A 24356-nucleotide genomic window follows, 5' to 3' on the forward strand; every position below is an offset into this window, starting at 1 on the left:
GTCTGTGAAGCGAGTCGTTGTTCGGTCTTCCGTCACGCTAAGGCGTGACGGAGGCAAGCCACACGCTTGCCTTCGACAGTCGAAAATGGGCAAACCACTTTTCTGTCAAGGATATGTTAAACTTCTTTGTTGCATCTATATGCTCCACGGCCGGCCATTGCTGTTCATCGCAACGGATGAGAAGCACGATCCCATTCGGTATGGAAGAGATCGGCGCATCTTCGCGGTCGGCGAGCAAATACAGCTTGTTCATGTCGACTGAGCCGCGGTAGCTGTCCCAAATGCTGTACATGTAGATGGCCACATAAAACATGAGCCATCGTTCGTCAAGAACGGCTTTTGCCTTTTCAAAATCGCCAAGCAGCGAGTATAATATACCTGTATTGATATGGGCTTTTGTGTTGATAAACAGCTCCCAGAGGATTAACATAAAGGCCGTGGCGTAGCGTTGCTGCATCAAATTGCCGAAACCCGGAAACGAAAAGGAAAAAAAGGCGACGACAAGCGGATGACGCAAATGGAAATGGGTGGTTGTCAATTGCGACAAATGCGCCCGTTTGCGCCGCGCCGGCGGAATGAGTTTCACAAAGCGCCCCCTTTCCTTCACACGGTTGCTGTGTTTTTAGTAGTAGAAAAAAAGGAGCGGCAGCTATGCAGGTCGTTTCAGAAAAAAGATCAATTTTCATCCGTTATGGCGAAAAAAAGATAAAAAAACTATTGACTTTCCTTTGAGGTTCATATAGAATATGAATTGTCGCAAGGTAAACCAGCATATGTCGGGAAGTAGCTCAGCTTGGTAGAGCACACGGTTCGGGTCCGTGAGGTCGCAGGTTCAAATCCTGTCTTCCCGACCATTATAGACATGGGGCCTTAGCTCAGCTGGGAGAGCGCCTGCCCCGCACGCAGGAGGTCATCGGTTCGAATCCGATAGGCTCCATTTTCATACGGAGGAATACCCAAGTCTGGCTGAAGGGGGCGGTTTCGAAAACCGCTAGGGGTGTCACAGCCCGCGGGGGTTCGAATCCCTCTTCCTCCATTTCTAATATCCATCCTGTCAAATTGTAAATCATGAACCCCTTGATACGACTGCGTTGGCAGTCGTTTTTTCATTTTTTCGGAATCCTTTTGACTTTTCTTCAAATCTTTTAACATGTTCAGCGTCTTATCATCAATCGTAATCGTTCGTTTCGAATCGAAAACACCGTCTCGATGGCATCTTTTTTTTTTGAATTTATGTATATACTATGTATATACGAAATGAAAGGAGAGAGGTATAGTGGAATTCAACAAACAGAAAGGAGTGTCAATCATGACAATAACAGTTCAAAAATGGGGAAACAGCCTTGCGGTTCGTATCCCAAGCGTGATTGCTGAACGTTTAGCGCTTCATCAAGGATCAGAAGTGGAGGTGATCGTTGAGAACCAAGCGATCAAGTTGATCCCGAAAAAGAAAAAGCCGACATTGGAGGAACTTTTGGCTAAAATCACGCCGGAAAATCGCCATGCTGAAATTGATTTTGGAACAGAAGGGAATGAATTGTTCTGATGCAAGCGCCGGATCGTGGGGATCTTGTTTACGTCAATTTCAATCCACAAGCAGGGCATGAGCAGGCAGGAAAAAGGCCCGGCATCGTTCTATCACCAAAGCGGTTCAATCAATTGACAGGGTTTGCGGTGCTTTGCCCGATCACCCAGCAACAAAAAGGATATCCATTTGAAGTGGAATTGCCATCAGGCTTGGCCGTTGAAGGCGTGATTTTAACCGATCAGGTCAAAAGTTTAGATTGGCGCGCCCGACAGCTTCAAATAGTAGGACGGGCGCCCAATGAAGTTGTTTCGGATTGCTTGGATCTGATTCATACTTTTCTTTCGTGAAAGGCCATTTATATTGGCCTTTTGTTCACTTTTAGCATACTTTTTGCGTACCTTTTTGCCCTTCACGCTCCTTGAGGCGGGAGACTTCCTTCGGATATTTTGTTAAAAAGGCAGAATCGAGCAACGAAAAGAAGGCGGATCGTCCCGCTTTTTTGCATGGATTGACACACTGGAGATTATTTTGCACAAATGCTGTTTTTCAGCCGCCACAACCGCGGCGAGGAAACGGAGCTAAACGTGACCGCCCCGCGAAAAACTCGCCTTCTTCTTTATGCCGGCGAGCCGGTGAACGAACCGGTCGTCGCCTACGGGCCGTTCGTCATGAACACGCCGGAACAAATCCGCGAGGCGATTCGCGATTACCAGGAAGGGCGGTTTGGGCGATAATGGAAGGGAAAGAGCCGATTCGTTGTATGGCTCTTTCTTTTTTGTTATCATGTTCACAAAAAGAAGCCGTTGGGTTGTTCAAGGAGGACATAGTCATGAACCAAGTCATCGAAACGATTCTCCAGCACCGTTCGATCCGCCGGTTTGAAGACAGGCCGCTCACGGATGAACAAATCCGCACGATCGTCGAATGCGCCCAGGCGGCATCCACTTCAAGCTATGTTCAAGCGTACTCGATCATCGGGGTGAAAGATCCGGAGAAAAAACGGAAGCTCGCCGAGTTGGCGGGAAATCAATCCTATGTCGAGCATAACGGCCATTTCTTTGTCTTTTGCGCTGATTTTCACCGCCATGAGCTCATTGGCGAGCTAGAAGGAAAAGACGTGCTTCCATCGCTTGAGAGTACGGAAAAGTTTATGGTTGCGCTGATTGACACGGCGCTTGCGGCGCAAAACGCCGCCATTGCCGCGGAGTCGATGGGGCTTGGCATCTGCTACATTGGCGGGCTGCGCAACAACTTGCCGGAAGTATGTGCGCTGCTAAATGTGCCGAAGCGGGTCATTCCGCTGTTTGGGCTTGCCGTCGGCTATCCTGCACAAACGCCGGATCAAAAGCCGCGGTTGCCGTTTGAACACGTTTATCATGAGGACGAATACAACCAAGACCGCGCCCGATTCCTCGAACAATTGCAACGCTACAACGAAACGGTTTCGGCGTATTATGAGCAGCGGACAAACGGCCGCCGCCGCGACACATGGACCGGGCAGATGGCCGATATGCTCAGCCGCCAAGTCCGGATGTACATGAAGGAGTTTGTGGAAGGGAAAGGGTTCAATTTACGGTAGCCTCGCTGCAGGCAGGAGCCCCCAGCTCCCATTCCCGAAGTCCAAGAGGTTCGTAAGAAAGGAGAGAACGAAAGTGGACAAAATCCGGCAACTGGCGCAATGGATCAAAGAGGCGAATACAATCGCCGTTCTGACCGGGGCCGGGATGAGCACGGAGTCCGGCATTCCTGATTTTCGCAGCGAAAACGGCCTTTACGCCCAAGAGGACCATGTCGAATATTATTTGTCAGAGCATTATTACAAAAAAGATCCGATTGATTTTTGGCGTCGATTCAAGCGGATGTTTTCATTAAAAATGATGGGCGGCTTTGCCCCGAATGACGGGCATCGGTTTCTCCGCTGGCTTGAGGAGATGGGCAAGACGGTGACGATTTTGACGCAAAATATTGACGGGCTGCATACGAAAGCAGGAAGCACGAATGTCATTGAGCTGCACGGCACGCTGCAGACGGCGACATGCCCGTCATGCGGCAACAAGTATGATCTGTCGTTTATCAACCGTCACGAGGTGCCGCGCTGTGAAAAGTGCCAGACGATTGTCAAACCGGATGTCGTTTTGTTTGGCGGGCTCGTGCCGCGCATGGAAGAAGCGTTTGCTGCGGCGGCCGCCAGCGACTTGCTTCTGGCGATGGGAACAAGTTTGGAAGTGGCGCCCGTGAATCAAATCCCGTTTTATGTCGCCGCCGAATCGCCGGCAACAAGGAAAGTATTGATCAACAAAACAGCGACAAGAATGGACGGGATGTTTGACCTTGTCATTTATGGCGGAATCGGGGAAACGGTCGCTAGCGTGCGCAAGCAAATACAGGCGGAATAGATCGATAGATTCCATGACACGAAAGAAATGCCGATCGTCGCATCGATGGCGGCGGTCGGGCTGCTTGGCGTCTTGATGGAGCGGCTCGTGTTTTATCCGCTTCGCGACGCATCGCCGCTCCATGACAAAATTGCGGCGATTGGCATTTTGTTGTTTTTGGAGGCATTCGCCCAGTTCGTCTGGGGGCGGACTATCAGACGATGCCGACTCCGTATGGCGATGTCGTCACGTTGTTCGGATTCACATTGACCATTCAACGCATCCTCATCATCGCATCCGCTGTCATCATCATGATCTTGTTTACCTCTTCTTGAAAAAGACGTTCATCGGGTCTTCCATCATCGCGATGGCGCAAAACCGCGAAGGGGCGAATTTGGGCGGCATTAACACGAATAAAGTCGCCATGCTGACGTTTTTCCTTTCCGGCAGTTTGGCAGCGCTCGCCGCGTCGCTCGCTTCGCCGATCAACCTTGTGTTTCCCGGCATGGGGCATCTCGTCATCTTGAAAGCGTTTGGCATCATCATTCTCGGCGGCATGGGAAGCATTCCCGCGCCATTGTCGGCGGCTATATTTTGGGATTCAGCGAAAGCTTGGGAGCGACGTATGTGTCGAACGACTACACAGACATTATCGCTTTTGCCCTCCTCGTCATCATTTTAACGGTCAAACCGAACGGACTGTTTGCCAAGGAGGGACATTGATGGCTGTATTCGCCAACCGGCGCTTATGGATCGCCGTTCTTGCGGCGCCGGCTGACATCGTTCGCATTATGACGTTTTTTGATTCGTTAATGATAGAATTGCCGCCTGGAAGCACTGTTTCGGGTTGATCAATTCTTATTGTGTACTTATTATCATAAAAAACTATGTTCTAAATAATCAAATAAACAAATAGAAAAATTTTCAATAATGAAATAAAATAAAACTGCCCTGCCACATGATGAATCTAATCACAGGAGAGGAGAGACCGACCATGCGGGAAATGGCCCTCGGCCTTGCCGCCTCGTTCTTTTTTGCCGTTACGTTCATATTGAACCGGTCTATGGAACTAGCTGGCGGGAGTTGGACATGGAGCTCGTCACTTCGTTTTTTCTTTATGGTTCCGCTGTTGTTTGTCATTCTTCTTGCCCGCCGCAATCTCGGTCCGGTTTGGCGCGACATGAAGCGCCATCCATGGACATGGATCGTCTGGGAGACGGTCGGTTTCGGCTGTTTCGAAGGCCCAGCCTTCGTATCGGGTGGAGGGAGAGCGGTGAAAACGAGCATCTATATAGATGCAACGAAGAAGTTTAACATATCCTTGACGGAAAAGCGGTTTGTCCATTTTCGACTGTCGAAGGCAAGCCTATGGCTTGCCCCGTCACGCCAAGGCGTGACGGAAGACCGAACAACCACCTGCTTCACAGATCCATATATGGGTCTGTGAAGCGGCGTTGTTCGGTCGCCTGACAGTCGATAAAAGCTGCAAATGGTAAATCTTCAAATTGCATCTATATACGCGCTGCTGGCCTGCCATGCGGCTGTGATTTATCTCTGGATTAGCGACTGGGACGTGCTTATGACGCCCGTGGGTCTTGTCGTATGGGGCGGAGGGGTTGCTGTCAGCCTCACCATCCTTCACTTTCGCCCCCGTATTCATCCCAGTTTGCCGCCTGCTTCCTTCAGATTCTGCGTCGCCGCAGACACCCTTGCGTTAAGCTAACTGCTACTTCTGCCTTCGCAGTTCGGGACTTTCACCCTATAGACTGCACCCGTGCCGGGCGCACACGATGACGGCGGCGTCGATGCTTGCCGCCGTCTGTTCATTGATCATCGAATGGGCGGTGCGCTCGATGCCGTAGGAACACTTGGTCAGTCGTTGCGGCCGTCAGCGGCCCGGAAGGCTTCTGGAGCGATCCGGCGGCCAACCGCATACATGATCGGTGCGCCGATCGCCATGACAACAAACTCGCCAATGGCCGTCGTCAGCCATGTGAGCCAAAACGGAAAGCCGAGCGCGAGCTTTAGTTCAAAGGCGATGATGGCCATGGTCACGGTAAACGACAACGTATTGATCGCCATACGCGCCCAAATGTTCTCGACATAACGCATAGAAACAATCGTGATGAGAAGCGCCAGCACCGACTGGCCGACGCCGAATACAAGATCATACGCGACAATCGGCGAGAAAAACAAATTGGCCAAAAAGACGCCGAGCACGATGCCCACGGCGTATGTTCGGCGGAATACGACTAGGTGGTTTAACATTTCTGAGACGCGAAACTGAATGTTCGTAAAGCCAAACGGCTGGATGAATGCCGTCACGGCGATATACACGGCGGCGATCAAACCGTTTGTCGCCATCGTTCGAACGTTCATGGTATCCTCTCCTCTCGTGCATGATGATATGATTGTAGCATACCACTCTCGTGAACGAAAGGAGCGGGATCCATGGCTGCAAAGAAACAAGCAGCAGACCGATACGGTTCCGTCTGGGAGGTCGCAATTACGGCGCTTCGCCTCGGCTTGACGTCATTTGGTGGACCGGTCGCATAGGTTGTAATAAAGAATTTCCGACTTCCATGTCCCGTCTTTACTTTATCACCTAACAAGCTGGTACGGTGACAAGAAGAGCGAACAATGCCATGTAAAACAAAATTGCAACTTAATATAGATCGATCAACAGCAGCGCCAGCCAAGAGAAACGCTATGAGAAAATGGATGGTCACAATAGCAGGCGGGAGGTCAAACCAGACAACTAGGGGCCGAGTGCGATCTGCGCCGCAAGCAATCCAGCCGCCGCCAACCGTCGTGGCGAGCACGATGGCGTCGATCGTCAACCTCGTTAGGACTGGCCAAGTTGGTTTAGTTTTCCGTGATCCGCTCATACTAACAACAGCATGATCGACTTGAAAGGAAGTGGATCAAAGTGAAACAGGCATGGCGCATTTATATGAGCGATTTGAAACATCTCACGACCAACTGGGCCGCATCCATATTGGCTCTCGGCCTGATCATTCTTCCATCGCTTTACGCTTGGATCAATGTAGAGGCTTCGATTGACCCTTATGCCCATACAGAGGATTTACCGGTCGGCGTCGTGAACGAAGACCGAGGGGCGGAGCTCGCCGGTCACCGGTTTCACGCCGGCGATGAGATCGTCAAGACCTTAAAAAACAACCACCAGTTGGGATGGCGATTTGTCACGCGGAAAAAAGGAATGGAAGGCGTTCGGAGGGGAGACTACTTTGCGACGATCGTCATTCCGGCTGATTTCTCGGCTAAATTAGCCACTGTAGTGCAGAAACGTCCGAAAAGGGCGGTTATTTACTATTATGAAAACGACAAACGGAACGCCATCGCTCCCAAAATCACGGAGCGCGGAGCAAGTACATTGTCAGCGCGAGTCAGCGATGAGTTTGTGAGGGTGGTCAATACCGCATTGTTTTCCTTGTTCCACCAAGCGGGAGTGACGCTCGAACAGCAGCTTCCTACCATTCGCCGCGTTGAAGCGTTCGTGTTTCGTTTGGAAAACGAATTGCCAACGATTCAACGACAATTGAAAGCCCTAGATCGCGATGTGGGAGAGGCAAGATCACTAGTTCGTACAGGCCGCGAGCTTCTGCCGGCTGCCAAAACAACGGTGCGGCGCGGTTTAGAATGGACAGGCCGCGTTGAGAAGTTGTTCATGCAAGTCAATGCTTCATCGCACTTATGGGAAAAGCCGGTGGAAATGGCGGTTCATGCGCTCTATTCCTTTGCAGAGCAGACGCCACAGTCCCTCGATACACCGGAAAAGCAAGCGCGTTGGGCGGCTCTCATCCAACAGGCGGCAACAGACGCGAGCCCATTGGTTCAGCAATTGCGCCGAACGTTGAGAACATGGGAGGGGACGATTGATTCCTCTTCGCTTCAACCTGTGCAACGCACAGTCAGCCGTATCGAGCAGACGCTAGCGTCTATTCAAGAAACAGCGGCGCTAGTGAAACAACATCCAACAGGCGTCGAAGGGGAGATCACTCACCTGCGTGAACAAATGGCCTTATTGGACGCACAGGCGCAGCAACTTGATCAAGCATATCGCCAACGGCTGCTACCTATGCTGCGGGCAAAATGGAATCAAACAGGGGAACAGGTGCGCCAAGCGAAACAAACGCTTCTTCGCATGGATCAAGCGTTACATGAGGCAGAGCAATGGTTGTCAAACACAGATCGTGATTTAGCGGCCGCGCAACAAGCGCTAAAGACCGCACAGGCTCAATATCCATTTCTCTCCCGCCAGGTCCGCGAGCTGGCCGCCTTCCTATCGAAAATCAAAAGAGAAACCGACATCGACGAACTGATTCGCTTGTTGAAACAAGATCCACAGGCGAAAGGGGCGTTTTTTGCTCACCCGGTTGACGTCAAAACGTTCTGCCCTTTCCCGCTGCCGAACTATGGTTCGGGCATGAATCCATTTTACACGGTGCTGGCCATATGGGTAGGATGTTTGTTGCTTGTTTCCGTCTTGTCGACCGATCCTTCTTCGTTTTCGGAAGCGAATGGGCGGGAACAATATGTCGGACGGCTGTTGACCTTTTGGACGCTGAATGCTTTGCAGGCGATGGTCGTGACAGCTGGAGCGGCTTTCATCTTGCCGAATATTTTCGTCCGTGAGCCGGGATGGTTCATGACGTTCGGCCTTTTGTGCAGCTTTGTCTTTATGGCGGTGGTTTTTTCGCTTGTTTCCTTGTTCGGCAATGTGGGAAAAGCGATGGCGATTGTGTTGCTCGTCTTGCAAATTGCCGGAGCGGGAGGCACGTATCCGATTGAGCTGATTCCTCCGTTCTTTCAGCAATTAAACCCTTGGCTGCCGTTTACCTACGCCATTGACATCATGCGCGAGGCAGTCGGCGGGATCGTATGGGAAAATGTTGAGCATGACGTCAAGCGGCTTCTCTTGTTTGCCGTTGCCGCCCTTTTGGCTGGGCTTGTGTTGAAAGGCCCGTTAAGCACGTGGATGCGCGTGCTGAAGGAAAAAGCTGTTCAAAGTGGTTTGTTTCATTGAAAATTGTCTGTTCTCTTTATGGAAGCATCTGTTACAATAGGGACGAGAGCGTTGCTTCATCCTATTTCGCGCAGGAGACTCCCACTTCAACGACCAAAGGGAGTAAGTGGGAGAGGAATGTGCGTTCCCCCTTTCTTTTGTGTATGATAGAATAAAGGCATGGAGAAAACCGTTCAATAAAGGCACTCCAATCACAGCTGCTCGATGTATGGAGTTGGTTGCAGGAAACGTTGCAACCGCAAAACATCGAGCGTAGGTCTGTCTGTTGTGTGTGGAAGCCAAGTACTGCCAACAGACACACCGAGAGAATCGGTAACGATGCAGGCATGACCTGCGTCGTTGGGCAGTCGTCAACCTGCCCCCTGATGCAACCCCAAGTCAAGGAAGGAGGACGAAGTCCGTTTGCACTTCTGGGGAGTTGCAAGCCCCCACTTCAAGCGTTCGCGAAGTGGGGGTAGTTGACTCTCAATTGCCCCGTAGGATAGACGTCTCCCAAGCATTGTTCACTGCTGCTTTTGCGCGATGGGAGAGCGCTCGATGGCGGGGAAAAGGGGAGAGAATCATGTCGATCCGTCGACTGCTTGGTTTTGCGCTCATTTTTTTGGCGATTTCGATGTTTATCGAGCAAATGTGGTGGGTCGGGGGAATTTGCCTCTTGATTGGAATTGGAATGACGGCGAAGTGGAGGAAAAGAAGCATATATGGTAACGATCGAGAGCGATAAGCTCAGACAGCACGATGAGCAGTTGATGACAAAAGCAGAACAGTTTATCATAGCTTGACACCAACTCCAACGCATCATTATGGAAAGACAAGGCGTTGGTCGAATTGAATATCGCGGTTTTGTATTCCTACAAAAAGGCGGGCGTCAGCATCGTTGACCATCATACCGCCGCGCGCCAATTTCAGTTGTTTGAACAGCAAGAGAAAGCAGCCGGCCGCCATGTCACCGGCGATTGGACATGGCTGATTCCGCCTCTTTCTCCGGCGACAACGCACATTTTTCACCGAACTTATGACAACACGACCATGTTGCCCAACTTTTTCTATCAGGACCGTCCATACGAACGACAAAAGGGAGAGGAACAATGACCGTCATCATCCGCATGCGCGATGTGTCATGGGCAAGAGGAGAGCGCACGATTTTGCGCGATATAAACTGGGAAGTAAAAGAAGGCGAGCAATGGGCGATTCTTGGACTAAACGGCTCCGGGAAAACATCGCTTCTCAATATCGTCACCGGCTATCAGTACCCGACGCGCGGGGATGTTGAAGTATTGGGCTATCGGTTTGGACAGGCGAGTCTGCCGGAGTTGCGCCGGCACATCGGGTTTGTCAGCAGCGCGCTCCTTGATCAATTTCACGACACGCTGCAAACGGAAACGGTTGAAGATGTCATCATCAGCGGCAAGTTTGCAACGATTGGCCTGTATGATGCAGTAACTAGCGAGGATCGGGATCAAGCGGAGGCATTGATGGAATCGTTCCGCCTGCAAGCGGTAAAAGGGAAGCGATACGCGACGCTGTCGCAAGGGGAAAAGCGAAAAACGTTGATCGCCCGGGCGCTGATGGCAAATCCGAAGCTGCTGATCTTGGATGAGCCGACCGTTGGCCTAGACTTATTGGCGCGTGAAGAAGTGCTTTCCTTGATCGAACAGGTCGTGTCCCGTCCGTGCCATGTATTATACGTCACCCACTATATTGAAGAGATTGTGGGATCGATCACCCATGTGCTGCTCTTGCAAGACGGGCGCAGTGCCGCCGCTGGGCGAAAAGAGGATGTGCTGACCGATGAGCGGCTTTCAGCGGCGTTTCGCCTCCATATGCGCGTTCATTGGGAGAACGGGCGGCCGTGGGCGTCTGTGCGCCGCTGAGCCGGCCGATTCCTCCGCCGCTAGGCCGCTAGGAGGTTGGTGATTTAGTACAAAATAATGCTAGCTCCACCTGTTTCTCAATTTTCAACCCGCATAGCGCCATCAACGCATAGAGGATGTCCGCCAAACAGCGTGACATCCTCTTTTGTGGCTCGACGTTTCAAAACGCCCGGTCAACGGGCGGAAAATCGATATCGTCCGCTTGTTGGCGGCCGTCAGCGGGCGTGATTTCAATGACCGGCGGCCGTCCGTTTTCAAAGCCGCGGGCGATATCGCGAATCGGACTCATTTCATCGGGAACGCCGATTCCCGGGGTATAGCGCGGCAGGTTGGAAGCGGCGCTGCGTTCTTCCCAAGGTTCTCTCATGAACCAACACCTCCATATTCTCAGTATGGCCATTGATGGATGCCGTACAAATGGAAATCAAATCCTTTCCCGCCAATTTCTTTTGTGGAGCCCTGTCATCTGTTGTAGGCATACTATGGATGACAATATGGGCAACAGGAGGGAAGGAACTCAATGCAATTTGGGAAAGATGCGATCGAAGCGATTTGGCGCCGCCAGTGCGGAGCGTGGGAGTGGAGCGATGTGGCATGTGTCCAATCATTTTTGGTGGAATGTTTACAACATAACCTTGATCCGCAAGACGGGCTCAATTGGATCATTGAGCACCGCACCCAGCTTTCTGACGCCGATGCAGTGGTGGACGCGGCACTCCGTTGGGTGAATGAACATACGTCCACTGGCTCCCCGGTGTCAGGAATCGGGGCGGAACAACAAGAGTGAGGCGGCGAACAGGAAAGGGCGGAACAAAGGATGGTATGGGTCATCAAAACAAAACACGAAAATGACCAAGGGGAGACGGTCGGGCTGGAGCTCAAGAGCGAAGATGGGTGGCTTGACGCCAACGTTCGCTGGGACGGATGCATGGAAATTCACTTGTACTTGGTGACGGAGGAAGGCCGCGAACTGAGCGATACGCTCCATACGTGCGATTTGCAGGGGCTGATCGAGCGGTTGCAGTCATTGGATTCCGTGTGTCGATCGTTCTTTTTCTAAATTTCAAGACAGGGGAGATGATGAAGGCCGAACCACCAGTAGCGCCGCTGACCTTATCGATGGATAAACGAGGAGCCAAAACTGCGGCTCCTCTTTTTTCCTTAACAGCATGGTGTTGAAACAGCCCCCTTTCCAAATGGGGAAAAGGGGTGGCTGGTCGGGGAACGGTGCGATCAAACGTCAAAGCGCCCCTGCTTGATTCCGGATGGGTTCTGCGAGCAACTGATCCACGTCGTCGATCAACTCGTCAACATGGTCATACGGCGCATCCAGCTGCAGCATTTTCCGCAAGATCCGACGAGCGTTTGGTGATAAATCGAGCTCTTCTTCCCAGCTTTTTTCCTCGTCACTTGTCGGTTCATAGGCAGAATACAATAAAAACAAGGTGAAGTGTCCAAGGGCATAGAAATCGCTTCGTGGATGCGGTTCGCGCCGCAACCGTTTCTCAAGCGGGTCGTCATCGCGGAAATCCACCGGTTCGCCGATGCGGCAGGCCAAGCCGAAATCGATGATCGCCGCCGTTCCATCGCGCCAAATGATGTTCGAGATGCGCAAATCGCGGTGGACGATGCCGAAAGCATGGACGTGCCGGACGACCTCAAGCACCTTCTTTAACAATCGAAACGCCTCTTGTTCCGTGTACTTGGCTTCCAGCTTGAAAATCTGGTCTTCCACCGTTTCTCCGTCGATATACTCCATCACGAGATGCGGCTGTCCGCGCTCCACAAACCGATCATACAGCCTCGGAATTTGCGGGTGGCGCAGGTGGGCGAGCACGTCAGCTTCGCGTTGAAGCAAGCGGCGGCCGTCTTCGCCTTTTGTCCGCCGCGCTTGTTTGATGACGACAAGACGGCCTGTCAGGTGATCGCGCCCTTTGTAGGCGATGCCGTAGCTTCCCATCCCAAGCTCTTCGATGATTTCATAGCGGCCCAAAAGCACTTTCCCGCCCCGATGCGGCCGATCAACCCAGCGGGAAACGAACGGATGGCGTTCAAAAAACCGTTTCATCAGCTGCCGAAAAAGCTTGAGAAGAAGCTGCCGCTATGATGTTTCTTTTTGTAGTGATGATGCCCGTACTGGGACGGGTGGTGGTGCGAATGATACGTCGGGTTGTAATAATGGTGGTCGCTGCTGCTGTAATGTTTATGGTAGTGCGACGGATGATGGGGATGGCCGAAAAGGGATTTTAGCCATTTTTTCAACATCGTGATCGCTCCTTTGTGATAGATTTATCTATATATACGAGGCAATGAGAGGGAGGTTTCAGATTCAAAGATGAAAAAGAAACCGCCAGGGGCATTAGCCCCTAGCGCGGTGCGGCAACCTCATTCCTTTTTTTCGTTCAACGCCTGCTTGAGCAGCTCCCCTAAACTCGTGCCAAACGATTCGTTGGCCGGGCTGTATTTTTTCAGCAGCGCCCGTTCGCTGCCTTTGGCGGCAATGCGTTTGGTCTCGTCCGCTTTTTCGACAATATTGCACGGGCGGCATTGGAAATAAAGTCCTGCTTTTCCTTCATGCATTTCCATACGCCGGTGGCATTGCGGGCAACGGCGGTTCGACAGTTTCGGATCGCGCCGACGGCGGTAGCGGCATTGTAAGTTCGAGCAGACAAGCATCCGTCCGTCTTTCGTTTTCCGCTCTTTTAAAAGCGCGCCGCATTCTGGACACGTCAGATTCGTGAGGTTTGGCGCTTTGTATACCTGCTCGCTTTGCTTAATTTCGGCAACGAGCTGCTGCGTTTGCCGGCGGATGTTGGCCAAAAATTGTTGTGGATTTCCTTTCCCGCGGGCGATCGCCTCCAGCTCCCGCTCCCAGCGGGCGGTCAATTCCGGCGATTTCAGCTCTTCATTGACGAGCTCAATCAGCTGTTTCCCTTTTTTTGTCGGATAAAACCGTCCGTCTTTTCGCTCGACCACTTCGGTTTCAACCAGCCGTTCGATGATGTCCGCTCTTGTCGCCGGCGTGCCGAGCCCGTATTTCTCCATTTGCGCGAGCAAGTCAGCTTCCGAATAACGGGCAGGCGGTTCCGTGAACGATTGTTCCAGCTCAAGTTGCACTGATGGGAGCGTCTGGCCTTCCGCGAGATGCAGCAACGTTGGTTGGGCCTTGTTGTCTTCTTTGCTGAGAACGGCTTGAAATCCGGCGTTGACAACCACCGTCTCCTTGGCGACAAACGTTTCGCCGCCGATGTCAAAGACGGCTGTCGTCGTTTCGGATTCATGCGGCGGGTAGAAAAGCGCCAAAAAACGGCGGGCGATGAGATCATACAGCTTGCGCTCATCAGTGGACAGCCTGCTAAGGTCGAGCCGCTCATCCGTTGGAACGATGGCGTGATGATCGGTCACTTTGTCATCGTTAAATACCCGCTTGGCTGCTTTGGCTTTGCCTTTGGCGAGAAGCGGAGCGATGACGTCCTCATAACCGGATTTCATCGTCAACAACCGCTCGGTCATCGTCGCTTCCATATCGCTTGGCAAATAACGCGAATCGGTGCGCGGGTACGTGACAAGCTTGTGTTGTTCGTACAGTCGCTGCAACACCGAGAGCGTCTTTTTCGCCGAAAAGCCAAACCGCTTGTTTGCGTCCCGCTGCAGTTCGGTCAAGTCATACGGCAACGGGGCGGACTCGCTTTTTCGTTTCCGTTTGATCGATGTGACGCGCGCCGGCTGGCCTTTGAGACGAGTCATCAGCCGGTTGGCCTCGTCTTGGTCAAACAGACGATGTCCGCCATGCCGCTCCCATACGGCTGTGATGGACCCGATCTTGGCCCGAATTGTCCAATATGGCACGGGAACGAACGATTGGATCTCGCGTTCGCGCTCGATGATCATCGCAAGCGTCGGCGTCTGCACCCGCCCGGCTGAGAGCGGATCGTTGTATTTGGTCGTCAAGGCGCGCGAGACGTTTAACCCAATCAGCCAGTCGGCTTCCGCGCGGCAGACGGCCGATTGATACAGGCGTTCAAACTGCACCCCGGGCTTGAGTTGGCGGAAGCCGTCGCGGATGGCGCGGTCGGTTTGCGACGAAATCCATAGCCGCCAAATCGGCTTCGTCCAACCGATCATCTCTAAAATCCAGCGCGCCACCAGTTCCCCTTCGCGGCCCGCGTCGGTCGCGATGATGACATCTTTCACATCCGGTCGTTTCGCCAACCGTTCAATAGCGCGAAACTGGTGGCTTGTTTGCCGAATGACTTTCAAGCCCATTTTCTTTGGGATGATCGGCAAGTCCTCCATCCGCCATGTTTCGTATTTTCGGTCGTAGTCTTCCGGCATCTTCAGCTCCACTAAATGGCCGAGCGCCCAGGTGACAATGTGCTGCTTTCCTTCAAAATAATGTTTATGTGCTTGCTTGCAACCGAGCACGCGGGCGATGTCGCGGGCGACGCTCGGCTTTTCCGCTAACACGAGCGATTTCATCGATAAACCCCTTTCTGTCGTCTCTACATGAGCATAGTCTGCTTCTTAAGTATAAAGGAAGAAGGAAAAAGACGCATCCGTCAAGGTTTGTCTCCTTGGCGGGACAAGACGCCTTGGCGTGGCGCAAAGCTGCATCTCCACACTTTCTGCACATTTGCCAAATAAAATAGTAAAATTGAAATGACACTCGGACTTGACGGATGAGGAGAGGAATCCGTGCGAAAACTGTCATGGAAACTCGGAATGCTGTTTTTTGCCTTTGTCTTGGCCATTGAAATGGTGCTGTTCGTTTCCCTCTACGCTACGCTCGTCCATGCGCGCATCGAGGAAGAATTCGCGCAACTGATAGCGCGGGGAAACAGCCACCGCAACGTCTTGGAGAAAAATAACGATCGAACGACGTTGGCGCATGTCGTGATGATGGAATCAGAGGCGGAAACCGATGTCGCCATCACTGACGCCCGGCGCCGGATTGTATCGGCTTCTAGCGGCATTGTTCCGTTTGCCAAGCGCATCATTCCTTTAACGAACGGTCGCCATATTCCCCGCCGGGGAATGATGGTCGAAACCGACTGGAAGCGGGCATCGCATATCGCTGCCGTCAGCCCGATTCAAATCAGGGGGGAAACAAGGGGATATGTGTATATGTTTCAAGACACTCGCTCGATCCGGACGATGGTGTATAAACTGAAGCATCATTTTATTGTCGTTGGCGTGCTGTCGGTGGCGATCACCGTGTTGACCATCGCCTTTTTCTCCCGCGCCATCACGATGCCGCTCCTTCGCATGAAGCGAGCGACCGAAGCGCTCAGCCGGGGGGATTTTTCCGTCCGCCTCGAGATGAAAGGCAACGACGAGCTGGCGCAGCTCGGGAGAGCGATTCAAACGCTGGCCAACGATTTGGCGTATTTGAAACAAGAGCGGAGCGAATTTTTAGCGAGCATCTCTCACGAATTGCGCACGCCGCTGACGTATGTGAAAGGATACGCCGACATTGCTAGGCGTCCGCATCTGTCTGAGGAGCAACGGGCGAACTATATGGCGATCATTTACGAAGAAGCGGAAAAGATTGAAAAGATGGTCAAAGATTTGTTTGAATTAGCCAAACTGGAGCAACACTCGTTCCAGATTGAAAAGCAGCCGACGAATCTTTGTTCGTTTTTGACAAAATTGTGTGAAAAACTGAGCCCCGCGTTTCAGGAAAAATCGTTGTCGCTTGTGTGCCAGTGCCCCGGTTCGGTCATGGCCGCGATCGATCGGCAGCGGTTCGAGCAAGTGATGATCAACGTGCTTGACAATGCACGAAAGTACGCGTTTTCCGGCACGACGGTGGCCGTCGCCGTTCACCTTCAAAAGCAAGGAATCGTCATTGCCGTGTCCGATGAAGGAACCGGCATTCCGCCGGAAGATGTGCCCCGGATTTTCGAGCGGTTTTACCGGGTTGACAAATCGCGGTCGCGGACAAGCGGCGGGACCGGACTCGGTTTGGCGATTGCCAAAGAAATCGTCGAGGCGCACGGGGGAACGATCGCCGCTAGAAGCGAACAAGGAAAAGGAACGACCATCCTCATTACGCTGCCGGAGGGATAACGATGTATACCCTGCTGTTGGTTGATGATGAAGAGCGGATGCTTGATTTATTGGAATTGTATTTAGCGCCGAACGGCTACCGCTGCGTGAAACGGCGTTCGGGGGCGGAAGCCATTGACTATTTGCGGCGCCATCATGCCGATTTGGTGCTGCTTGATGTCATGATGCCAGAACTCGAGGGATGGGAAACGTGCCGCCGCATCCGATCGTTTTCGAATGTGCCGATCATGATGGTCACCGCTCGCGATGAGACGGCGGATATTGTCCAAGGATTGAAAATCGGAGCGGACGATTATGTGACGAAACCGTTTGACGAGGCGGAACTGCTTGCTCGCATTGAAGCGGTGCTGCGCCGTACAGCCGGCGGTCGTTCCGCCATTCGCGCGGCCGGGCTTGTATGGGACGAAGAGGAACATACGGTCTGCTACGAAGATAAGCCGATTGCGTTGACGCCGAAAGAATTTGCCATTTTGGGACTGCTGTTAAAGCACCCGAATCAGGTGTTCAGCCGCGGGCAAATCATCGCATCGCTATGGGGCTATCTCGCTGATACGGAAGAGAGAACCGTTGACTCCCACATGAAAAACATCCGCGAAAAATTGCGGAAAGCGGGGTTCCCAGTGGACGACTATTTGCAGACGGTCTGGGGCGTCGGCTACAAATGGGAAGGGCGCAAGTCATAACTATTTTCGGAAAGAGAGGCGTTTGGGCCAAATGGAAGAACGGATGATTGAGTTCCTTCAAGCATACGGCGGAGCGGCGTACTTCTTGAGTCTAGCCTGCAATGTGGTGATCAGCGTGCTCGGAGTCGTCCCAAGCGCCTTTTTAACTGCCGCCAATTTGACCGTTTTCGGATTTTGGCCCGGCTTTTGGGTGTCGTTTGCCGGCGAGGCGATCGGAGCGGTCGTCTCGTTTGTCTTGTATCGAAAAGGACTTCGCCGATGGAGCGAGACGACATGGCTTTCCCATCCCAAGGTGAAGCCGTTGCTTCATGCAAGTGGCAAGGAGGCATTTGGGCTTATTTTCGCGCTTCGACTGTTGCCGTTTGTGCCATCCGGGGCGGTGACGTTCGTTGCTGCCATCGGCCGCACGTCTCTTTCTGTGTTTGCAACGGCTAGCTCACTCGGCAAGCTCCCGGCTTTATGGTTGGAAGCGTATGCCGTCCATCAATTCCTCGAGGCCGCCTGGGCGGGCAAACTGATGCTCGCTGTTGCATCGATCGTTCTTTTGTGGTTCGTCTGGCGAAAGATAGGGCAAAAAGCAGCGGGGTGAAACAGCCCCCGCCCAAAAGGACAGTCAGCCTAGGCGCCATACGGCCTTTAGCGGCAAATCCAAGGCCATCTCCATAAAATCTGCACAAATGCCGGGTATGCTAACAAGGCAAGGAGGGTGAAAACGATGAAAAAATTAAAAATGTTGCTAGGCACAACTTCGGTCATGGCAGCGCTCTTGCTATCGGCCTGCACCGGTGCAGACGACAACAAAGTGCCAAAGGAAAATACGGCTTCTCACACCGGTCATGAGGGAATGAACCACTCGGGTTCAGGAGAGGTGCCGGCTGGATTGAAGGAAGCGAAACAACCAAAGTATCCGGTTGGAAGCCAAGTCATCATCCATGCCGACCATATGCCGGGAATGGATGGAGCCAAGGCGACTGTCACCGGTGCCTTTGACACGATCGTCTATACGGTCACATACACCCCAACTACAGGCGGGGACCCAGTGAAAAACCATAAATGGGTCATTCACGAAGAAATCGAAAACGCCGGAGACAAACCGTTCCAGCCGGGCGATGAAGTCGTCTTGAATGCCGATCACATGGAAGGGATGAAAGGGGCCAAAGCAGTCATTGATTCGGCGAAACAAACGACGGTGTATATGGTCGATTACATCGATACGGAAACTGGTCAAAAAGTGACCAACCACAAATGGGTGACCGAAGACGAGCTGTCGCCGGCCAACTAACGAATCATCATCGGTGTTTCCGCAAAATTTCAAAAAATAGACAATATAGGCGGCTTCGCCTGAGTCTTACGGAGCGATCCGCGCAGCCATTTCCCTTGGAGCATAGGGGAATGGCTTGTTTTTTTCGGCTCATTTGTGAAAATTGTGGTATAATTATACGAAAATCCCCTATTGGGAAAACGGGAGAAAGAAAGGGAGAAACGATGCGGAGATTTTGGTTGGGAGTTATGTGGTTTTCAGTGGTTTGGGTGCTTTACGGCATCGGAGCGGCAGGGCATCACTTATGGACGGAACACCGGATGGACGGACAGGCGCTGATTCTCGCGCTCGGCATGGCGATCATGGCCTGGCGGGCATGGGACGAATATCGTGGGAACGGTTGGACACGAAAAAAGGAAGACGGGCGCCGTCTATGATGAAAGGACGCCCGTCTCTAGCTGTCGCCCGAGCGAAAAGAGGCGGTTTGGTTACGCCGTTCGCCCGGGCGCTTTTGTTGCTTGATGCTGCTTTTCTTTGACAGTGGAATAGATGAATAAGAGAACCAAGACGGCCACGCAGAGAAGCGAACCGATTCGATGCTCTCTTTGAAGCAAAAAGCCAAGCCAAATCGCCCCGAGCGCCCCGACCGCCGCCATCGTTGTGTACGGAAACCCTTTCGTTCGGAAAAACGGCTTCGTTTTGTAGTGCGGCCGCAGCTTCAGCTGAGCGGCGCCGATCATCATCCAAACGATGAGCACGGTAAATCCAGGAATCGTCATCAATTCCTCGATGATCCGCCCGGGCGCCAAGTAGGCGCCGATCACGCCAGCGGCGATGCAGATGGCGACCATGCCCATCCCGTACAGCGGAACCCCGTGTTTCGTCGTCCGCTGCAAGCGGCGGCTTGCTTCTCCTTGTTCAGCCATGGTGTACAGCAACCGAGAAGTCGCATAGACGCCTGTATTGGCCGCCGATAAGACGGCAATGAGCAACACCGCGTTCATGACATGGGCCGCGCCGGGCAACCCGATCGCTTCTAACACTTGGACAAAGGGACTGTTCGTTTCCGAAACGGTGTTCCATGGCATAATGCCGCAAATGATAGCCATTGGCAAAAGATAAAAGCCGACAACCCGCCAGATTGTGGTGCGAATGACGCGCGGCAGCACCTGCTCGGCGTCTTTCATCTCCGTCACCGCCACCCCGATCAGCTCCGCTCCGCCATAGGAAAACATCACGATAAGCAAGGCGCTGAGCGTTCCGGCAAACCGGTGCGGAAACCATCCGCCGTCGCTGGCAGACGGAAACGAGCCGCTTATGCCGCTTGGGATCACGCCAGCCCATACGCCCGCCCCGAGCACGATAAACACCACTAGCGCCGCCACTTTCAGGCCGGCCAGCCAAAATTCCGCTTCCCCGTAATACTTCACAGGGAAAAGATTCAACCCCATGATCAGACACGCGCACAGGAGGGCAAGCAGCCATAACGGCGTAGACGGAACCCAATAGTTCAGAAAACTGCCGGCAGCCAGCAGTTCGACAACAGTGACCAACGTCCAATTGATCCAATACAGCCAGCCGACGACCCATGACAGGCGAAAGCCAAACGCCCGGCGGATCAAATGTTGAACGTTCGAACCCGGATACGCGATCGCCATCTCGGCCAGTGCAGCCATAATCCAAAACAACAGCACGCCGCCGATCAAGTACGTGAGCACGACGCTTGGTCCAGCGATATGAATGGCCTCGGCGCTTCCTTTAAAAATGCCGGTGCCGATCATCCCTCCTAACGCGATCAGCTGAACGTGGCGGGGCAATAGTCCTTTTTGCAGCTGAGGACGGGATTGTTCCATGTTGACAACAACCTTTCTGCTCTAATGTTGATTCATAGATGTGCTTTTTTGCTTTTATGCGGTTAAGCAAAAAAGATAATTTCAGAATATAATAGTTCAGTTGTTCTGTCAACGATTGTCGAAAAAAGGCATCGCCAACATGGAAATTGGTGGATGAAGATGACGCCTAGACGCTGCCTTCATCCCGTTGCGATTATGGCGGGAGTCGGAAAAGAACTGAAAAACATGGTCGTTCCGCTCCTTGTGATCATGGTGGCGGGCAGTCTGAACCGCTTCTCTTGGCGGGATTTCATCGTGCCGCTGGCGGATGTCGTATACAAGGTGGTGATGGGGGTTCTGTCTTGGCTCCGCTTTACCTACGCTTGGGATGAAGACCGCTTGCTCGTGGAGGAAGGCGTGTTTGTCCGCAAAAGACGTTCGATTCCGTTCGAGCGCATCCATGGGATTTCAGTGACAGAGGGGATATGGCAACGGATGGCGGGAGTGGTTCAAGTACATGTTGAGGCGGCGGGTGATGCCCTCGGTGAAGCAGAAGTGACGCTTCGGGCCATATCAAAGGAAGAAGCCCGCTGCCTGCAACGATGCGTGGAACAGGCGAAACACAAGGTGGGAGCCGCCGCCCATCTAGAACCATCCGCGAACCGTCCACATCGTGCTCTGTTTGCCTTATCGGCGAAAGAAATAGGGGTGGCTTCGTTGACAAGCGGTGGAGCGCTTGGCGTGGTTGCCGCTTTATGTGGGTTTTTGTCGCCCAAGCGCCAGCCGCAAACAAATATTGTATGTAAAAAAATATTTTTTATACTTTACTACTAAATATTAATTTATTATAATTCTAATGTACTAATCATTATCAATTATAGAAAGATAGAAAGGGGAAGAAATAATGGGGAACCAACAAAATGCTTCCAAATGTCCATATCACGGCAGCGTCACAAGCTACAACTCAAATCGAACAACCAATAAAGACTGGTGGCCGAACCAGCTGAACTTAAGCATTCTCCATCAACACGACCGAAAAACGAATCCTCATGATGAAGAGTTCAATTATGCCGAGGAGTTTCAAAAACTCGACTACTGGGCGCTCAAAGAAGATTTGCGCAAACTGATGACAGAAAGCCAAGATTGGTGGCCGGCCGACTATGGTCATTACGGACCGCTGTTCATTCGCATGGCGTGGCATTCGGCGGGAACGTACCGCATCGGCGACGGTCGCGGCGGCGGTTCGACCGGCACGCAGCGCTTTGCTCCGTTAAACAGCTGGGCGGATAACGCCAACTTGGATAAAGCGCGGCGGTTGCTGTGGCCGATCAAGAAAAAATACGGCAACAAAATTTCTTGGGCTGACTTGATGATTTTGGCCGGCAATGTCGCCATCGAATCGATGGGCGGCAAAACGATCGGCTTTGGCGGCGGCCGGGAAGACGTATGGCATCCGGAAGAAGACATTTATTGGGGCGCGGAAAAAGAGTGGCTCGCTTCGGAACGCTACAGCGCGGGGATCGCGAACTGGAAAATCCGCTTGCGGCTGTGCAGATGGGGCTGATCTATGTCAACCCGGAAGGCCCTGACGGCAAGCCGGATCCGAAAGCGGCAGCGCGCGACATTCGCGAGACGTTCCGCCGCATGGGGATGAACGACGAAGAAACGGTCGCCTTGATCGCCGGCGGTCATACGTTCGGAAAAGCGCACGGCGCCGGCCCTGCCACGCACGTCGGTCCCGAGCCGGAAGCCGCCCCGATTGAAGCGCAAGGGCTGGGATGGATCAGCTCTTACGGAAAAGGGAAAGGGAGCGATACGATCACAAGCGGCATTGAAGGCGCTTGGACGCCGACGCCAACCCAGTGGGATACGTCGTACTTTGACATGCTGTTTGGCTATGACTGGTGGCTGACGAAAAGCCCAGCCGGGGCATGGCAATGGATGGCGGTCGACCCGGATGAAAAAGACTTGGCTCCGGATGCCGAAGATCCGTCGAAAAAAGTTCCGACGATGATGATGACGACCGATTTGGCGCTTCGGTTTGACCCGGAGTACGAAAAAATCGCCCGCCGATTCCATGAAAATCCGGATGAGTTCGCGGATGCGTTCGCCCGCGCTTGGTTCAAACTGACGCATCGCGATATGGGGCCGAAAACGAGATACTTAGGTCCGGAAGTGCCGGAAGAAGATTTCATCTGGCAGGACCCGATTCCAACGGTCGACTATGAATTGACCGATGCCGAAATTGAAGAAATCAAAGCGAAGATTTTGAACTCGGGTCTGACGGTTAGTGAACTCGTCAAAACCGCTTGGGCCTCAGCCAGCACGTTCCGCAACTCCGATAAACGAGGCGGAGCCAACGGCGCCCGCATACGCCTTGCGCCGCAAAAAGATTGGGAAGTGAACGAACCAGAGCGGCTCGCCAAAGTGCTTTCGGTGTATGAAGACATCCAGCGCGAGCTGCCGAAAAAGGTGAGCATCGCCGACTTGATCGTCCTTGGCGGCAGCGCGGCGGTTGAAAAGGCGGCGCGCGACGCTGGCTTTGATGTCAAAGTGCCGTTTATTCCAGGACGGGGTGATGCGACGCAAGAACAAACTGACGTCCAGAGCTTTTCCGTACTGGAGCCGTTTGCCGACGGATTCCGCAACTATCAAAAGAAAGAGTACAGCGTCGGTCCGGAAGAATTGCTCATCGACAAAGCGCAGCTTCTAGGGTTGACCGCACCTGAGATGACCGTGCTCATCGGCGGCTTGCGGGTGTTGGGCGCGAACTATCGCGATCTCCCGCACGGGGTTTTCACTGATCGCGTCGGGGTGCTGACGAATGACTTCTTTGTCAACTTAGTCGACATGAACTACGAATGGGTGCCGACAGACAGCGGCATTTATGAAATCCGCGACCGGAAAACGGGCGAAGTGCGGTGGACGGCCACCCGGGTTGACCTTATTTTCGGAGCCAACTCAATCCTTCGTTCGTACGCCGAATTTTACGCCCAAGATGACAACCGAGAAAAATTCGTCCGCGACTTTATCAACGCTTGGGTGAAAGTGATGAACGCCGACCGCTTTGACATTCATTTGAAACAAACCAAAGAGTCGGTCACAGTTTAACCAGGCAAAAAAAGCAGCTTGTCCGTTTAAGGGGCAAGCTGCTTTTTTATATTCATATCCAGGGATTCTTTCTTAGACTTGTTGTGGATCAAAAGGGAAAGATTCGTTGAAAGGAAACTAGAGCGCTCAATTACCAGTTTTTATGCTTATGTGTCAGAGATTTGCAGAGAGAAAAGAGCCTTCGGAGAATCTTTGAGAATAGTATGTATTTTATTGACAAATTATGTGTTTTTCAGTATGATTGCGGCAGAATCAAATCAAGATCAAATAGCATAGGGAAAGGGACAGGACAAACATTCACGTCAAAATAAAAAGACAGCTCAGCCCTGCCCAACGGTGGCGGGGAAAACAACACCTTCTTTTTATGATTGTAAGGTATAAACGTGTTTTAGTCAACACAAAATGAATTTATGTATGGAAAGTAAAGGAGTTTACTTTAACATAAATCAGCCAGAAGTCCCCCACCTCTACAGGTGGGGGATGAATGGCGTTCGGTTTTTCTGTTTTTCTCTTTCTTCTTTGGATGGCAATAGAATACAATAAACATAGGAGGTGAAACCATGTATCGAACGCTGA

The 24356-nt window shown here is 52.4% G+C and carries 22 protein-coding genes, 3 tRNA genes and 5 pseudogenes; 23 read left to right on the forward strand and 7 right to left on the reverse strand.

Annotated elements, in window-relative coordinates; genetic code table 11:
* Positions 1-37: 37 nt before the first annotated feature.
* On the reverse strand, positions 38-586 hold the full coding sequence (locus tag IKE44_RS12950) for a hypothetical protein (protein ID WP_230581392.1): 549 nt from the start codon (positions 584-586) through the stop codon (positions 38-40).
* Between the two features lie 191 nt (positions 587-777).
* Here IKE44_RS12950 and IKE44_RS12955 point away from each other — a divergent pair.
* The 11 genes and pseudogenes from IKE44_RS12955 to IKE44_RS13900 all read left to right on the forward strand — a co-directional run bounded on the left by IKE44_RS12955 (position 778) and on the right by IKE44_RS13900 (position 5350).
* Positions 778-854: transfer RNA gene (locus tag IKE44_RS12955), tRNA-Pro, on the forward strand.
* A gap of 10 nt (positions 855-864) precedes the next feature.
* Positions 865-937, forward strand: a tRNA-Ala gene (locus IKE44_RS12960).
* 9 nt (positions 938-946) lie between these two features.
* A tRNA-Ser gene (locus tag IKE44_RS12965) sits at positions 947-1036 on the forward strand.
* Between the two features lie 240 nt (positions 1037-1276).
* The gene (locus IKE44_RS12970; protein WP_232854395.1) at positions 1277-1546 is read left to right on the forward strand and encodes an AbrB/MazE/SpoVT family DNA-binding domain-containing protein; all 270 of its coding nucleotides are present in this window, start codon (positions 1277-1279) and stop codon (positions 1544-1546) included.
* Positions 1546-1875 (forward strand): type II toxin-antitoxin system PemK/MazF family toxin, encoded by a 330-nt coding sequence (locus IKE44_RS12975; RefSeq protein WP_033016743.1) that lies wholly within the window; start codon positions 1546-1548, stop codon positions 1873-1875. Before IKE44_RS12970 ends, IKE44_RS12975 begins: the two co-directional genes overlap by 1 nt.
* Before the next feature lie 186 nt (positions 1876-2061).
* Positions 2062-2262, forward strand: a pseudogene (locus IKE44_RS12980) (pirin-like C-terminal cupin domain-containing protein); the annotation flags it as partial.
* A gap of 95 nt (positions 2263-2357) precedes the next feature.
* On the forward strand, positions 2358-3107 hold the full coding sequence (gene nfsA / locus IKE44_RS12985; RefSeq protein WP_033016745.1) for an oxygen-insensitive NADPH nitroreductase: 750 nt from the start codon (positions 2358-2360) through the stop codon (positions 3105-3107).
* A 73-nt stretch (positions 3108-3180) separates the two neighbouring features.
* Positions 3181-3924 (forward strand): NAD-dependent protein deacylase, encoded by a 744-nt coding sequence (locus tag IKE44_RS12990; RefSeq protein WP_055358977.1) that lies wholly within the window; start codon positions 3181-3183, stop codon positions 3922-3924.
* 27 nt (positions 3925-3951) lie between these two features.
* Positions 3952-4626 (forward strand): annotated as a pseudogene (locus IKE44_RS12995) (branched-chain amino acid ABC transporter permease); the annotation flags it as partial.
* A complete protein-coding gene (locus IKE44_RS13000; RefSeq protein ID WP_259463347.1) occupies positions 4626-4754 on the forward strand; it encodes a hypothetical protein in 129 nt (42 codons plus the stop codon). The pseudogene IKE44_RS12995 and the gene IKE44_RS13000, both read left to right, overlap by 1 nt.
* 143 nt (positions 4755-4897) lie before the next feature.
* On the forward strand, positions 4898-5350 hold the full coding sequence (locus tag IKE44_RS13900; protein WP_053532807.1) for a multidrug resistance efflux transporter family protein: 453 nt from the start codon (positions 4898-4900) through the stop codon (positions 5348-5350).
* Positions 5351-5775: 425 nt separating this feature from the next.
* On the opposite strand, the gene IKE44_RS13010 is transcribed toward IKE44_RS13900, so the two are convergent.
* Positions 5776-6282, reverse strand: coding sequence for a QueT transporter family protein (locus IKE44_RS13010; protein WP_033014176.1), 507 nt, complete (start codon positions 6280-6282; stop codon positions 5776-5778).
* A 550-nt stretch (positions 6283-6832) separates the two neighbouring features.
* Here IKE44_RS13010 and IKE44_RS13015 point away from each other — a divergent pair.
* The 3 genes and pseudogenes from IKE44_RS13015 (at position 6833) to IKE44_RS13025 (ending at position 10824) form a co-directional block, all read left to right on the forward strand.
* The gene (locus IKE44_RS13015; protein ID WP_287466118.1) at positions 6833-8950 is read left to right on the forward strand and encodes a YhgE/Pip family protein; all 2118 of its coding nucleotides are present in this window, start codon (positions 6833-6835) and stop codon (positions 8948-8950) included.
* A 777-nt stretch (positions 8951-9727) separates the two neighbouring features.
* Positions 9728-10042, forward strand: a pseudogene (locus tag IKE44_RS13020) (nitric oxide synthase oxygenase); the annotation flags it as partial.
* Positions 10039-10824, forward strand: a complete 786-nt coding sequence (locus IKE44_RS13025) for an ABC transporter ATP-binding protein (RefSeq protein WP_287466121.1) — start codon at positions 10039-10041, stop codon at positions 10822-10824. The pseudogene IKE44_RS13020 and the gene IKE44_RS13025, both read left to right, overlap by 4 nt.
* 160 nt (positions 10825-10984) lie before the next feature.
* Here IKE44_RS13025 and IKE44_RS13030 read toward each other — a convergent pair whose 3' ends face one another.
* Positions 10985-11191: a hypothetical protein gene (locus IKE44_RS13030; RefSeq protein ID WP_033014172.1), complete on the reverse strand. Its 207-nt coding sequence runs from the start codon at positions 11189-11191 to the stop codon at positions 10985-10987.
* 153 nt (positions 11192-11344) lie between these two features.
* Between IKE44_RS13030 and IKE44_RS13035 the strand changes: the two genes are divergently transcribed.
* Together IKE44_RS13035 and IKE44_RS13040 are read left to right on the forward strand one after the other, a co-directional pair.
* Complete coding sequence (locus IKE44_RS13035; protein ID WP_033014171.1) at positions 11345-11611, forward strand: hypothetical protein; 267 nt, start codon at positions 11345-11347, stop codon at positions 11609-11611.
* A 30-nt stretch (positions 11612-11641) separates the two neighbouring features.
* Entirely contained in the window at positions 11642-11884 is a 243-nt protein-coding gene (locus IKE44_RS13040; protein ID WP_287466123.1) for a hypothetical protein, read from the forward strand.
* A 180-nt stretch (positions 11885-12064) separates the two neighbouring features.
* On the opposite strand, the gene IKE44_RS13045 is transcribed toward IKE44_RS13040, so the two are convergent.
* The 3 genes from IKE44_RS13045 to IKE44_RS13055 form a co-directional block, all read right to left on the reverse strand.
* Positions 12065-12892, reverse strand: coding sequence for a serine/threonine protein kinase (locus IKE44_RS13045; RefSeq protein ID WP_033014158.1), 828 nt, complete (start codon positions 12890-12892; stop codon positions 12065-12067).
* Complete coding sequence (locus tag IKE44_RS13050) at positions 12892-13089, reverse strand: hypothetical protein (RefSeq protein ID WP_011231182.1); 198 nt, start codon at positions 13087-13089, stop codon at positions 12892-12894. The genes IKE44_RS13045 and IKE44_RS13050 overlap by 1 nt, the downstream gene beginning before the upstream one ends.
* 120 nt (positions 13090-13209) lie before the next feature.
* The gene (locus IKE44_RS13055) at positions 13210-15303 is read right to left on the reverse strand and encodes a DNA topoisomerase III (RefSeq protein WP_287466126.1); all 2094 of its coding nucleotides are present in this window, start codon (positions 15301-15303) and stop codon (positions 13210-13212) included.
* A gap of 216 nt (positions 15304-15519) precedes the next feature.
* On the opposite strand from IKE44_RS13055, the gene IKE44_RS13060 reads away from it, so the two are divergent.
* The 5 genes from IKE44_RS13060 to IKE44_RS13080 all read left to right on the forward strand — a co-directional run bounded on the left by IKE44_RS13060 (position 15520) and on the right by IKE44_RS13080 (position 19274).
* Positions 15520-16893: a sensor histidine kinase gene (locus IKE44_RS13060; RefSeq protein ID WP_287466127.1), complete on the forward strand. Its 1374-nt coding sequence runs from the start codon at positions 15520-15522 to the stop codon at positions 16891-16893.
* A gap of 2 nt (positions 16894-16895) precedes the next feature.
* The gene (locus tag IKE44_RS13065; RefSeq protein WP_064213390.1) at positions 16896-17576 is read left to right on the forward strand and encodes a response regulator transcription factor; all 681 of its coding nucleotides are present in this window, start codon (positions 16896-16898) and stop codon (positions 17574-17576) included.
* Positions 17577-17607: 31 nt separating this feature from the next.
* Entirely contained in the window at positions 17608-18165 is a 558-nt protein-coding gene (locus tag IKE44_RS13070) for a TVP38/TMEM64 family protein (RefSeq protein WP_033014150.1), read from the forward strand.
* 126 nt (positions 18166-18291) lie between these two features.
* Complete coding sequence (locus IKE44_RS13075; RefSeq protein ID WP_033014148.1) at positions 18292-18858, forward strand: YdhK family protein; 567 nt, start codon at positions 18292-18294, stop codon at positions 18856-18858.
* A 203-nt stretch (positions 18859-19061) separates the two neighbouring features.
* Positions 19062-19274 carry a hypothetical protein gene (locus IKE44_RS13080; RefSeq protein ID WP_033014146.1) on the forward strand — a complete coding sequence of 71 codons (213 nt, stop codon included), beginning with the start codon at positions 19062-19064 and terminating at the stop codon, positions 19272-19274.
* Positions 19275-19325: 51 nt separating this feature from the next.
* Here the strand turns inward: IKE44_RS13080 and IKE44_RS13085 are convergent, their stop codons facing one another.
* The gene (locus tag IKE44_RS13085; RefSeq protein ID WP_287466130.1) at positions 19326-20690 is read right to left on the reverse strand and encodes an amino acid permease; all 1365 of its coding nucleotides are present in this window, start codon (positions 20688-20690) and stop codon (positions 19326-19328) included.
* Positions 20691-20849: 159 nt separating this feature from the next.
* Here IKE44_RS13085 and IKE44_RS13090 point away from each other — a divergent pair.
* Positions 20850-21440: pseudogene (locus IKE44_RS13090) on the forward strand (PH domain-containing protein); the annotation flags it as partial.
* A 133-nt stretch (positions 21441-21573) separates the two neighbouring features.
* Positions 21574-23780, forward strand: a pseudogene (gene katG, locus IKE44_RS13095) (catalase/peroxidase HPI).
* Positions 23781-24356 lie beyond the last annotated feature (576 nt).

The organism is Geobacillus sp. (assembly GCF_017515625.1).
Lineage (GTDB): Bacteria > Bacillota > Bacilli > Bacillales > Anoxybacillaceae > Geobacillus > Geobacillus stearothermophilus.